11 protein-coding genes are annotated in these 12,803 nt (G+C 66.8%); 4 read left to right on the forward strand and 7 right to left on the reverse strand.

The window, feature by feature from the left end; genetic code table 11:
* Positions 1 to 28: 28 nt before the first annotated feature.
* Positions 29 to 454, reverse strand: a complete 426-nt coding sequence (locus ACUDCK_RS05335) for a DUF1841 family protein (RefSeq protein WP_054501727.1) — start codon at positions 452 to 454, stop codon at positions 29 to 31.
* A 205-nt stretch (positions 455 to 659) separates the two neighbouring features.
* Here ACUDCK_RS05335 and icd point away from each other — a divergent pair, with 205 nt between their 5' ends.
* From icd to ACUDCK_RS05355, 4 genes are all read left to right on the forward strand, one after another.
* The gene (icd, locus tag ACUDCK_RS05340; protein ID WP_054501726.1) at positions 660 to 1,916 is read left to right on the forward strand and encodes an NADP-dependent isocitrate dehydrogenase; all 1,257 of its coding nucleotides are present in this window, start codon (positions 660 to 662) and stop codon (positions 1,914 to 1,916) included.
* 257 nt (positions 1,917 to 2,173) lie between these two features.
* Positions 2,174 to 3,151, forward strand: a complete 978-nt coding sequence (locus ACUDCK_RS05345) for a glycosyltransferase family 9 protein (protein WP_054501725.1) — start codon at positions 2,174 to 2,176, stop codon at positions 3,149 to 3,151.
* Positions 3,152 to 3,286: 135 nt separating this feature from the next.
* On the forward strand, positions 3,287 to 4,558 hold the full coding sequence (locus tag ACUDCK_RS05350; protein WP_175167776.1) for an O-antigen ligase family protein: 1,272 nt from the start codon (positions 3,287 to 3,289) through the stop codon (positions 4,556 to 4,558).
* Positions 4,559 to 4,801: 243 nt separating this feature from the next.
* Positions 4,802 to 6,346: a methyl-accepting chemotaxis protein gene (locus ACUDCK_RS05355; protein WP_116793606.1), complete on the forward strand. Its 1,545-nt coding sequence runs from the start codon at positions 4,802 to 4,804 to the stop codon at positions 6,344 to 6,346.
* On the opposite strand, the gene dapA is transcribed toward ACUDCK_RS05355, so the two are convergent.
* The 6 genes from dapA to kdpC form a co-directional block, all read right to left on the reverse strand.
* On the reverse strand, positions 6,324 to 7,223 hold the full coding sequence (gene dapA / locus ACUDCK_RS05360) for a 4-hydroxy-tetrahydrodipicolinate synthase (protein ID WP_445659294.1): 900 nt from the start codon (positions 7,221 to 7,223) through the stop codon (positions 6,324 to 6,326). The genes ACUDCK_RS05355 and dapA overlap by 23 nt on opposite strands.
* A 3-nt stretch (positions 7,224 to 7,226) precedes the next feature.
* Positions 7,227 to 7,472 carry a hypothetical protein gene (locus ACUDCK_RS05365; RefSeq protein WP_054501961.1) on the reverse strand — a complete coding sequence of 82 codons (246 nt, stop codon included), beginning with the start codon at positions 7,470 to 7,472 and terminating at the stop codon, positions 7,227 to 7,229.
* A gap of 219 nt (positions 7,473 to 7,691) precedes the next feature.
* Positions 7,692 to 8,453, reverse strand: coding sequence for a TorF family putative porin (locus ACUDCK_RS05370; RefSeq protein ID WP_054501722.1), 762 nt, complete (start codon positions 8,451 to 8,453; stop codon positions 7,692 to 7,694).
* A 194-nt stretch (positions 8,454 to 8,647) separates the two neighbouring features.
* Complete coding sequence (kdpE, locus tag ACUDCK_RS05375; protein WP_020924895.1) at positions 8,648 to 9,340, reverse strand: two-component system response regulator KdpE; 693 nt, start codon at positions 9,338 to 9,340, stop codon at positions 8,648 to 8,650.
* 9 nt (positions 9,341 to 9,349) lie between these two features.
* Positions 9,350 to 12,136 carry a sensor histidine kinase gene (locus tag ACUDCK_RS05380; RefSeq protein ID WP_175167752.1) on the reverse strand — a complete coding sequence of 929 codons (2,787 nt, stop codon included), beginning with the start codon at positions 12,134 to 12,136 and terminating at the stop codon, positions 9,350 to 9,352.
* A 51-nt stretch (positions 12,137 to 12,187) separates the two neighbouring features.
* A complete protein-coding gene (gene kdpC / locus ACUDCK_RS05385; protein ID WP_064523904.1) occupies positions 12,188 to 12,796 on the reverse strand; it encodes a potassium-transporting ATPase subunit KdpC in 609 nt (202 codons plus the stop codon).
* Positions 12,797 to 12,803 lie beyond the last annotated feature (7 nt).

The following is a 12,803-nucleotide window of genomic DNA, read 5'->3' on the forward strand; positions in this document are numbered from 1 at the left end:
TTTACATGGGCTTTCGCGTTGCGTAAGGCTAGCGCTCGGCGCGCTGGCGGATCAGGTCGATGTAGGTATCGCTGTCCAGCGGAGTGCCCAGGCGTTGCGCTTCCCAGACGACCCGGCCCAGGCATTCCATGATCTCGTGCGCGGCCTGGTGCGCATCGGTGCGCGCCACCAGGCGCTGGTAGGCGCTGCGGATGCCGGGCGGATGGTCGATCGACAACTGCTCGGCGATGGCCAGGTGCATCGACAGGTGCAGGAACGGGTTGGTGCGGCCCTTTTCCACCGCGTATTCGGCGGTCATGGCCTCGGGGCTTTCGAGGTCGCCGTGGTATTCCGGATGCTCGATGATCCAGTCCAGGGCCATGGCCTCCAGCGGGGTCAGGACCTCGTTGGCGCGGTGCTTGCGCCAGGTTTCGATGAAGAATTCGCGGACTTGGTCGCGGGAGGGGTTGAACATTGTCAGACGGATGCCATGCTGGCCAGAGAGGGCTTTATTTTACCGCCCGCCGCCACGGCGCCCGCCCGCCGGCCGCAATGCGATATAGAATTGGTTGCTATCCGCTATCCAGTGTGCGTTTCGCCAGGGCCGCGCGGCCCGCGGACCACACGCCAGCCGATGCGGCGCGCGTGCAGAAAAACCACTCGGAGCAAATGGAGCATTCATGTCCTATCAACATATCAAGGTGCCCGCTGGGGGCCAGAAGATCACGGTCAACGCTGATTTCTCGCTGAATGTGCCGGATCAGCCCATCGTGCCCTACATCGAGGGCGACGGCACCGGCGCCGACATCACGCCCGTCATGATCAAGGTGGTGGACGCCGCCGTGCAGAAGGCCTACGGCGGCAAGCGCAAGATCCACTGGATGGAGGTCTACGCCGGCGAGAAGGCCACCAAGGTCTACGGACCGGACGTCTGGCTGCCCGACGAGACCCTGGACGTGGTCAAGGACTACGTGGTGTCGATCAAGGGTCCGCTGACCACGCCCGTGGGCGGCGGCATCCGTTCGCTGAACGTGGCGTTGCGCCAGCAACTGGACCTGTACGTCTGCCTGCGCCCGGTGGCGTATTTCAAGGGCGTGCCCTCGCCGGTGCGCGAACCCGAGAAGACCAACATGGTGATCTTCCGCGAGAACTCGGAAGACATCTACGCCGGCATCGAATACATGGCCGAAAGCGAGCAGGCCAAGGAATTGATTCAGTTCCTGCAGACCAAGCTCGGCGTCAAGAAGATCCGTTTCCCCAACACCTCGTCGATCGGCATCAAGCCGGTGTCGCGCGAAGGTACCGAGCGCCTGGTGCGCAAGGCGGCGCAGTACGTCATCGACAATGACCGTACCTCGCTGACCCTGGTGCACAAGGGCAACATCATGAAGTTCACGGAAGGCGGCTTCCGCGACTGGGGCTATGCGCTGCTGCAGAAGGAATTCGGCGCGCAACTGATCGACGGCGGCCCGTGGTGCAAGTTCAAGAACCCCAAGACCGGCCGCGAGATCATCGTCAAGGATGTCATTGCCGATGCGTTCCTGCAGCAGATCCTGCTGCGCCCGGCCGAATACGACGTCATTGCCACCCTGAACCTGAACGGCGACTACATTTCCGACGCGCTGGCCGCGCAGGTGGGCGGCATCGGCATCGCCCCGGGCGCCAACCTGTCCGATTCGGTCGCCATGTTCGAGGCCACCCACGGCACGGCGCCCAAGTACGCGGGCAAGGACTACGTCAACCCGGGTTCGGAGATCCTGTCGGCGGAAATGATGTTGCGCCACATGGGCTGGACCGAGGCGGCCGACCTGATCATCTCGAGCATGGAGAAGTCGATCCTGTCCAAGAAGGTCACGTATGACTTCGCCCGGCTGCTGGAGGGCGCGACGCAGGTGTCGTGCTCCGGTTTTGGCCAGGTCATGATCGAGAATATGTGACCGGGATTATCGGGCTCGTCACCGGAAAGCCCGTGAGCCGCAAGGCTTGCGGGCTTTTTCACGGCCAACCGTTGTGAAGATCCATATCGAAATGGGGGCAGTCCTTAGTCGTAATATACCAAAACAAGACAAAAAGAATCAGTATGTTATTGTTGCAGCAGTATAATTTGTCCGTTCAGAAATGCTGCATTTTTCCCTCCACCGCTGATACTCTTGGCTTGGTTTTGCTGCCCCGGTTTCGCTGATATTCCCCTGACATGGCCCAGCCCGCTCCCAATATGCCACCCTATGATGCCTTGGCGTGCGTCCGCAACCTGCGCGATGCCAGGCGGGTAGCGCTATTGATGGCTCCCAGGTTGGGCGACACGCTGTTGATGATGACGATGGCGTTCAACCTTGCCGCGCACGGACGTCAGGTGACGGTCTTCGGCGATTTTGCCTATGGCCTGCGCAGTTGGTTCCCCGGCATGGACATCAGGCCGTCGCTGCCGCGGGAGCAGGCGCCGGCCGCGCTGGCCGACTACGATTGCGCGGCGCAGATGCACGTCGGCTGGCCATATGCCCTGCATGATTGTGCCGCGTCCTATTTCTATTACGACGCCCATGTCGTGATCACCGGCAAGGGGTTCATCAAGCTCAACCAGATCCGTGACTACTGCCGTGATGCGCTGGGGTTGTCGCTGGCGGGCACCGATATCGGCCTGCGTCCACCTGTGGCGGGCAGGCACCGGGCGTTTGAGAAAAGGGTTGCGGTGCATCCGTCGTCCACTGGGGCGCAGCGTTGCTGGGCGCCCAGGCACTTTGTCGAATTGGGGTTGCGCCTGCAGCGCCAAGGCTACGAGCCTGTTTTCATCCTGGCGCCTCATGAGCGCGCCGAATGGACCTGCCTGACCGACGCGGGCCTGGCGATCCAGCAGTCCCCCTCCCTGGCCGACGTGGCGGCATTCATTCACGAGTGCGGCTGGTTCATCGGCAACGAGTCCGGCATTGGCCATCTGGCCTCTAGCGTGGGCGTGCCGACGCTGACGCTGACGGGCAGACCCACCCGGACCAAGGCCTGGCGCCCGGGCTGGTCAATGTCGCGTATCGCGTATCCCGTTTTTATCCCGGGCGGCCGCTGGCGTGATCGCTTGTGGCGCGAATGGCTGCGGCCGGGCAGCGTCATGTCGGCTTTCGAAAGCCTGACGCGGGACTACAAGAAGTCCATGGCCGCCGCAAAGGTCGTTCGATCTTGATCTAGACCCGGCGCGACAGCCGTGCGTGACGGTCTGCCGGATCCGCATAACCCATCTCGTCCCTGTGCGCCGAAGGCTCCTCTCCCCCTGAAGTATTATCGACTAGCCCTTCCAAAGGTCGAATTGAATCCCATGATGTCCATTCCATGTCTGCGCGGTGTTGCGCTCCTGACACTGCTGATTCCCGCTTTGGCCTTGACCAGTGCCGTAGGTGGGCCCGTCATCCTCTATCTGACTGCGTTGATCGCCCTGGTGGCGATGGCCGTCAATCTGGTCCAACGCTCGGAACCCTTCGCGCTGAAGGAAATGTCGGCGATGATCGTGGCGCTGACGGCGCCGCTATTGGCGATGTTGATCAGCAGCGTCTACCTGGGCGTCTGGAGTTCTTCCGAAATTGAAAAGCTGCTGCGCTTCGCCCTGGCGGTGCCGATCTGCTGGATGTTGTTGCGAGCGCCCCGCAATTGGTTGCAGCAGGTGCAGTGGAGCCTGCTGTTCGGCGCGTTCGCCGGATCGCTGATGCTGGTGTACATCATCCACGAACCCAGCCTGGGGCGGGGCGCGGTGTCCGAATATGGCGGGCGCTACAACGCGGTGGCATTTGCCGACCTGACGATCTTCTTCGGCCTCGCCTCCGTGTTGACGCTGCCCTGGCGGTTGTCGCCCTGGCCCAGGTTGGAAGCCGCGTTGAAAATCGCCGCGGTGCCGATCTGCCTGTACGGTGTCTGGGTCTCGCAAACGCGCAGCAGTTGGGCGCTTTTGCTGGTGTTCGCACTGGTTTATCTGCTGACCAAGCGGCAATGGCAGCGCCGCACCAAGCTCATCTTCGTGGCGGCCTTGGCCGTGATCATGGCCGCGGGAGCGGTGTTGTCCTGGAACAGCAAGGAAAGCCGCTGGAAGTATGTGGTGTCGGACGTGAGCCGCTATGAGCAGCATGACCGCGATACCTCGGTTGGCATCCGCATCCAGCTCTGGAAGGCTTCCTGGCTGATGTTCCGCGAAAGCCCGCTGGTTGGCGTGGGCGTGCCCAATTTCCGGCCGGAGCTGGTCAAGTTGCAGAAGCAGGGCATCGTAACCGAGCTGGTCTCGACCGATTATGGCGAGCCTCACAACGACATGCTGGGCGCGTTGGCAGGATACGGGCTGTTGGGGCTGCTCAGCATGCTGGCGCTCTACCTGGTGCCCGCCGCGGTCTTCTGGCGCCGCTCCGCCAGCGATGACCCGGTGGTGCACGTGGGCTCACAGATCGGCATGCTGTTCTGCCTGGGCTATTTCGTCTTCAGCTTGTCGGAGATGATGTTCCGCAACATGCGCAGCGTGCCGATCTACGCGTTGACGGTGGTGGTGCTGTATGCCCTGACATCGGCCCGTACCGGACTGGCGCAGCAGCGTCTGGCGGCGAAACGATAGCGGATCCGGCGGCCCGTCGTAGCCGCATGTCGCCCCGCAAAGCAAGGCCCTGGCGGCCTTGCTTTTTTTTGTGCGCGCGGGGCGCATTCCAAATGCCTGCCGGGTTTGACGCAGATCAAGCCAGTCTCCCCTCGCCGGTGAAAACCCTGGCGCTCCCCCTTATCCTGATCAGACGCAACAGATAAATAGTCACATTTTGCTGTCTTTGGTTTCCGACGGCGGTGGGTATGGAGAAGAGGGTCTATGAAGAATTCAAGCTTGCGCAGGGAGCTGCTGTGGTTCGTGCTCGCGATCGGGGTCGCGGTGCTGGCCCTGGGAGGATGGGATGCCTGGGAGCGGCGCGCCGAGATGCTGGCCGAGCGCAAGACGGAACTGCGCAACGTGCTGGACCTGGCCGCCGGCATCGTGCGCAACGGCAAGCAGCGCGCCATCGACGAGCGCCTCTCGCCCGAGCAGGCCAAGCACAACGTGGCGCAGCGCCTGGCGCAGTTGCGCTATGGCGCTGACGGCTATGTCGGCGTGTTCGACGACAGCTACACGCTGCTGGTGCATCCCGACGCCAAGCTGGCCGGCACCAATGTGCGCGCGGTCAAGGACAGCGACGGCCTGCCGATCTTCGAGAATCTCTACGCGCAGGGCAAGGCGGGAGGAGGCTTCGTCCAATACCACTTTCCGCGCCCGGGCGCCGAAGAGGCGCTGCCCAAGGCCAGCTACGCCGTCTACGACCCGGAATGGGGTTGGCTGATGTTCACCGGCCTGTACGTGGATGACGTCGACGCCGCCTTTCGCGCGACGCTGTGGCGCCAGGGCGGCGTGACGCTGGTGCTGCTGGTGGTACTGCTGGCGGCGGCGCTGCGGTTCTTCCGTTCCCACATCATCCGTCCGCTGGACGAGGCGGTGGCGGTCTGTGAGCGGGTGGCGCACGGCGACCTGTCCAGCATCATTTCGCGCCATCATCGCGGCGAGATCGGCCGGCTGTTCGAAGCCATGGCCTTGATGCAAGAGCGGCTGGACGTGGCGGTGCGCACCATTGTGCACTCCACCGGTTCGATCGCGGCGGCCTCTCGCCAGATCGCCGCCGGCAGCATGGACCTGCACGACCGCACCGAGAAACAGGCCGCCGCGCTGGAACAGACGGCGGCCAGCGTCGAGCAGATAACGGCCACCGCCAAGCAGAGCGCCGACCACGTGCGCGAGGTCAGTTCGCTGGCAGGCCAGTCGGCGCAACTGGCGCGGCAGGGCAGCGAAGAGACCCAGCACGCGATCGACGCGATGCGCGAAATCTCGCAGAGCTCGCAGCGGATCGACGAGATCATCCGGCTGATCGACGAAATCGCGTTCCAGACCAATATCCTGGCGCTCAATGCCGCGGTGGAGGCCGCGCGCGCCGGCGAACAGGGGCGCGGGTTCGCCGTGGTGGCGGGCGAGGTGCGGGCGCTGGCGCAGCGCTCGGCCACCGCCGCCAAGGAAATCAAGACGCTGATCGAGGCGTCGTCGGATTCCGTCGAGCGCGGCAGCCAGCGCGTCGCGCAGGCCAGCGCCACCATGAGCAGCGTGCTGCACTCGGCGGCGAGCAGTGCGCCGTTGATGGGCGAGATCGCCACCGCGTCGTCCGAGCAGAGCGTGGGCATCGAGCAGATCAACCAGGCGGTGACGCACCTTGACAGTGTGACGCAGCAGAACGCGGCGCTGGTCGAGGAGTTCGCGGCGTCGGCCTCCACCTTGCATGATCAGGCCGACGACCTGGCGCGCGCGGTGGCGGTGTTCAAGCTGTCTGCAGCCTGCTAGGGGAGCCCTGCACCACGCTCATGGCCCGCTGCAGACGCGGGGTCAGCTCGCGGCTGGCGCCGGTCATGGGCAGGCGCAGTTCGTCGGCGATCAGGCCTTGCAGGGCCAGGGCGCGCTTGATCGGCGCCGGGTTGGGTTCGGCGAACAGCAGGCGGATCAGGCCTCGCAGCGGTTCGAACAGTTCGCGCGCCGCTTCGACGTGGCCGTCGCGCGCCAGTTGCATGACTTCGACGAAGCGCTCGGGGAACAGGTGCGCGGCCGCCGGAATGGCGCCGCGCCCGCCCGCCAGGCAATGGTCGAGCAGCGCCATGTCCTCGCCGCAGAGGGCCGCCAGGTGTCCCCGTGCGTTCAACGCCATCAGCACCGGCGCATTGCATTCCTTGACGGCGCGGAAATTGGGCAGCAACGCCAGCGATTCCATGGTTTCGACGGTCATGGTGACGCCGGCGCGCTTGGGAATGTTGTAGAGGATGATGGGGCGCTCTGTGGCCCAGGCGACCTGCCGGTAGTGCCACAGGATGCCCTGCTGTGACGGGCCCAGGTAGTAGGGCGTGGGAACCAGGTAGCCGGCGGGCGCGTACTTGTCCAGGCGGCGGATGGCGGCGGCCACGCCGCGCGTGTCGACGCCGCCCGCGCCGAACACCAGCGGCAGGGCGTGCGGATCGCGGCGGATGGCCTCGATCATCTCGATCTTCTCGGGGATGGAGAGCAGATTGCCTTCGCCGGTGGAACCGAACAGCACCAGGCCGGCCACGCCGGCGTTGCGGTAGTAGCGCGCCAGCGCCTGGGCGGCTTCGCAATCGACGTAGCCACCGCGCATCGGCGTGACCATCGGCAGCCAGAGGCCTTCGAAAGCGGGAGTGAGCGGGGTATCCATGGCTTATTGCACCGTGATGGCGGTCGCGGGGCGCAGCGGGCCGAATTCGGCCTGGGGCAGGCCGCACATCACCGCGTGCATCAGGGCGTCGACCTGGTTGCGGTCGCAATGCAGTTGCAGGATGCTCTGGCCATGGGCGTGATCCACCGACAGCACGTATACGCCGATCCGTTCGCCCAGTTCGCGGTGCAGGGCCAGCCGGACCTTCAAGGCGTCCAGCGTGTCGATCCTGACGGTCAGGGAAACCATCTGCGCGGGTTGCGGCGCATGGGCCGGAGCGGGACGTTCAAACGAGGCGTACGTGCTGCGTTCTTGGCGGGAAATCATGGCGGTCGGGGGGCGCAGCCGTGAGGGCGGGCTCGCGCGTATCCGGTTGGTTGATGACGATTCCACTATAGAAAGCGGGCCGTAAAACCTGCCGATAAATGCGGGCGAGACGCGTAAAAAGCGCGTCAACGCCCGGGCGTTTCAGAAGGTCTTGGTCAGCGACAGCAGGCCGGTGGCGCGGCCCATGTAGCGGCCGCGGCTGTTGGTGTAGACGGCGCGGTCGGCGTCGGTGTCGATATAGGCGATCGAGATCGCCAGGCCCCGCCCGAAGTCCTTGGTCAAGCCCAGTTTCCAGTCGGTGTAGGCGCCGTCGGTGACGTTGCGGACCGTCTGGCGGCCGACGTGGGCGTTGACCGTCAGGCCCCAGAACCCGGTGTCGAAGTTGCCGCTCAGGTCGAAATACTGGCTGTACTTGCTGTCGGCGAAGCCGAACAGATTGGTCATGGCGATCGAATACTTGAACAGGACCGGGCCGTAGCCCAGGCCGGCATACAGCTCGGTGGTGTCGGGGCTGGTGTAGCCCGACGGGTAGTCGCCGGGGTAGTAGTACTGCAGCACGCCCAGGTCGAACGGCACGTCAGGCGCCAGGTTGCCCTTGTAGCCGCCGTAGAGGTCCATTTCGACCGGCGCCGAGACCTTGCTGTTGCTGTCGTTGAGCCAACTGATGCTGGAGTTCCAGTTGCCCAGGTACAGGCCGCTGGCGTGGGTGAAATCGAAGCCGCCCTGGATCGCGGGCTGATTGTTGGTCTGCATCAGGCCGCGGTAGCGGTACTGGCTGGCCAGGGTGACGTTGGCGGTCAGCGAGTACTCGGGAGCCGGCTCACCGGCGGTGGGTGCATCGGCGGCGTGCACGGGGGCGGCAAGGGCGAACAGCGCGAGCGCGGCCAGGGTGTTGCGGGACATGGAATTCTCCTGTGTTGGACGGGATCGCCACAATAGGAGAAGCGGCATAAACGGCGAGACAAGACTCGCGCGGCGCGCGTAAAAGGCGCATCAATGGCGCGGCAGGTCGCGTCTGCCCCGTGCGCCGCGCGGCAACACAACGCGCCGCGCGGCCAAGCCTGGCTCATTCGAGCGCTTGCGCGCGGCTCCCGCCGTCAGCCCGCGAAGCGGTAGCCCACGCCGATCTCGGTCAGCAGGTAGACCGGCTGCGCCGGATCGGCCTCGAGCTTCTGCCGCAGGTGCCCCATGTAGATGCGCAGGTAGTGGTTGCTTTCCACGTGCGATGGGCCCCAGACCTCGCGCAGCAGTTCGCGGTGGGTCATGACCTTGCCGCGATGGGCCAGCAGCGCGGCAAGCAGGCGGTATTCCATGGCGGTCAGGTGTACGTGCTGGCCGCCGCGCTCGACCACGCGCCTGGCGAAATCCACGCGCACGTCGCCGAAACTGATTTCGGCGGCGCTGCCGGCCCCGCCGCGGGCATGGCGCCGCAGCAGCACGCGCAGCCGCGCCAGCAGTTCGCTGACGCCGAATGGCTTGGTGAGGTAGTCGTCGGCGCCGGCGTCCAGCGCCGCCACCTTGTCGGCCTCGGCGGTGCGCGCCGACAGCACCAGCACCGGCACTTCGGTCCAGCCGCGCAGTTCGCGGATCAGGGTCATGCCGTCTTCATCCGGCAGGCCCAGGTCCAGCACCACGGCGTCGGGTTGGCGCGTGCCGGCCTCGATCAGGCCGCGCTTGACAGTGTCGGCTTCGTACACGGCGCAACCTTCGCTCTCGAGGGCCTGGCGCACGAAGCGGCGGATATTGGCGTCGTCCTCGATGATGAGGACGGTGGGCTGAAAGTCGAACATGCGATGGGCTCAGGCGATTTCAGGTTGGATCGGGGGCGGCGTGCCCAGCGGCAGGGTGAAGACGAACTGCGCGCCGCTGGACTGGCCCGGCGCGTGTTCGACCCAGATGCGGCCGTGGTGCGCGCTGACGATGGCTTCGCACACCGCCAGGCCGAGGCCGACGCCGGGGGTGGCGGATTCGCGTTCGCCGCGGGTGAATTTCTCGAAGATGCGGCGTTCGGCGCCGGGCGCGACGCCGGGGCCGTTGTCGCAGACCGCGACGCGCAGCTCGCCGTCCTGCGCCACGGCGTGCAGGCGGATGGCGCTGCCGGCCGGCGTGTACTTGGCGGCATTTTCCAGCAGATTGCAGAGCACCCGTTCGATCAGCACGCCGTCGCATTCGACCAGCGGCAACCCGGACAGGCTGTCGACCGTGACCCGATGCGCCGCCAGCGCTTCGCGCATGGCGGCCAGCGAGGCGCCGACCAGTTCCTCAATCGACTGCCACTCCAGCCGCAGCGGGGTGTCGCGGCTCTGCAGCCGCGCCATGTCGAGCAGGTTGGCGACCAGCGCGTGCATGCGCTGCGCCTGGTCGCGCATGGCGCGGATGGTGTCCTGGATGTCGGCCGGCAGCGCGTCCTGGCGCCGCGTCAGCGTGTCGGTCATGCCGACCAGGCTGGTGAGCGGCGTGCGCAGGTCGTGCGAGACCGCGGCCAGCAGTGAGTTTCGCAGCTTCTCGGATTCCATGCTGACCAGTGCCTGCTGCGCCACTTCCACGTAGTGCAGCCGTTCCAGGGCGATGGCGATGAGCGTGGCGTAGGCCTCGATCTGGCGGCGCGAGTCGGGCTGCGAGAACAGGCTGCGGCGCGGCGCCGCCAGCGCCAGCACGCCGCGGGTGCGCATCGGCGCCTTCAGCGGCAGGTACAGCAGGTCGCTGTTGGACAGCGTGGCTGTGCCGGCGCCCGCCGGCTGGCCGTGGTCGTAGACCCATTGGGCCAGCGCCGATTCCAGCGGCGGCATGTCGTCGGCGGCGGGCGAGGCCAGCTTCAGGCGGTCGTCCAGGCCCAGGATATAGAGCGCGCAGCGCGAGCCGAAGGTGGCGTGCACGAAGGCGCCGGCGGACGCGACGATCTGCTCGGGCAAGAGCGCCGATGACAGCTCGCGCGCGAACTCGTACAGGCTGCGGGCGTCGGCCTCGCGCTTGACCGAGGCCTGGGCCTGCAAGCGCAGGCCGGCGGTGAGCTGGCCGATCAACAGGCCCACGGCCAGCAGCACGCCGAAGGTCAGCAGGTACTGCACGTCGGACACGGCGAACGAGGCCAGCGGCTGCACGAAGAAGAAGTCGAACAGCCCCACGCTGACGACCGAGGCCAGCGCGGCCGGGCCGCGGCCATGGCGCAGCGCCACCGCCACCACCGCCAGCAGGAACAGCATGACGATGTTGGTCTGGTGCAGCGCCGGGAACGCCAGCGCCGACAGCGCCGTGGCCACTGTGCAATAGCAGAGCGCCCAGGCATAGCCGGCGAGCGCCTGCGGGCCGCGTTCGTCGGCCGCCTGGCGGCCGCGGCGCCCGAGCGTCAGCGGATCGCGGCCCGGCACGCTGGCGGCGGGCAGCGGCGGGGCGCCCAGGCGGATGATGTCGATCTCGGGGCAGCCGGCGGCCAGCATGTCGGCGAAGCTGTGGCGGCGCCACAGCCAGCCGGGGCTGATGGCCGCGGTCAGCAGCGCCGACAGCGACAGCCGCAGGCGCTGCAGGCCGCTGGCGCGGGTGCGGCCGACGATGGCCTTGGTGATGTTATGGCGGCGCACGTAGCGCACCACCGCGTCGACCATGTCGCCGCCAGCCAGGGTTTCGCAACGCGCGCCGAGCGAGTCGGCCAGCGCCAGGCTGCGTTGCAGCCGTTCCTGCTCGGCCTGCGGCGGCGGCGCGGCGCGCGGCACGTCGATGGTGACCACGTGCAGGTCGCATTCGAGCTGCTGGCTCAGGCGATGGGCGCTGCGGATGACGTATTCGGCGTCAGCGTCGGGGCCGATGCAGGCCACCACGGCTTCGCGCGTGCGCCACACCGGCTCGATGGCGCGGTCGCGGCGATAGGCCTGGACGTCGTCGTCGACGTGGTCGGCGGTGCGGCGCAGCGCCAGTTCGCGCAGCGCGATCAGGTTGCCCTTGCGGAAGAAGTTGCGGGTGGCGTGGCGCGCCTGCTCAGGCAGGTAGACCTTGCCTTCCCGCAAGCGGCGCAGCAGCTCGTCGGCCGACAGGTCGACCAGGATGACTTCGTCGGCGGCGTCGAAGACCTCGTCCGGCACGGTCTCCCAGACCCGCACGCCGGTGATGCTGCCGACGGCCTCGTTGAGGCTGTCCAGGTGCTGTACGTTGAGCGTGGTCCAGACGTCGATGCCGGCCGCCAGCAGTTCCTGGATATCCTGCCAGCGCTTGGCGTGGCGCGAGCCGGGCGCGTTGGAGTGGGCCAGTTCGTCGACCAGCACCAGGTCCGGGTGGGCGGCCAGCGCGCCGTCCAGGTCGAATTCCTTGAGCGCGTGGCCCCGGTAGGCGACGTCCTTGAGCGGCAGGACCGCCAGGCCCTCGAGCAGGGCGGCGGTTTCGCGGCGGCCGTGCGTTTCGACGATGCCGGCCAGCACGCGGGCGCCCTGCGCGGCGTGGGCGCGGGCGGCCACCAGCATGGCGTAGGTCTTGCCGACGCCAGCGGATGAGCCGAAGTAGACCCGCAACTTGCCGCGCACCGCCTGGCGCGCGGCGTCGTCGAGGTCTTTCAAGAGCGCGTCCGGATCGGGACGCTCGTCAGGATTGTCGGCCATGAACGCGCAAGCGAAGTGGGGGAGCGGCTGGCAATACTATACGCCGGCGTGTCATTTCACCGGCGCCAGTTGGTCCAGCGCCAGGTTGAGCTGGAGCACGTTGACGACCGGGTCGCCCAGCACGCCCAACCAGGGCTTGGAGGTGCTAGCCTCGATGAGGGCGTCGACCTTCTCACGCGGCAGATGGCGGGTACGCGCCACGCGCGCGGCCTGGTAGGCCGCGGCGGCCGGGCTGATGTGCGGGTCCAGGCCGCTGCCCGAGGCCGTGATCAGGTCCACCGGCACTGGCGTGGGATTGTCCGGGTCGGCCGCCTTCAGCGCCGCGATGCGCGCTTGCACGGCCTCGGCCAGGGCAGGATTGCGCGGGCCCAGGTTCGAGCCGCCGGAGTTGGCGCCGTTGTACGGCATCGGCGAGGTGGCCGACGGCCGGCCCCAGAAGTACTGGGGGGCGCTGAACGACTGGCCGATCCACTCCGAGCCGACCACCTTGTCGCCCTGGCGGATCAGCGAACCCGACGCTTCATGCGGGAACACGGCGGCGGCGATGCCGGTGGTCAGGAAGGGGTAGGCCAGGCCGGTCACCAGCGACAGGGCGGCGAACACGACCAGCGCGGGGCGCAGGATGCCGCCTTGGCGCGGCAGGGGAAGAGCTTGTTTCATGAGGAGT

The sequence above is a fragment of the Achromobacter sp. CF-sbj1-Ac2-l genome, from assembly GCF_052698165.1.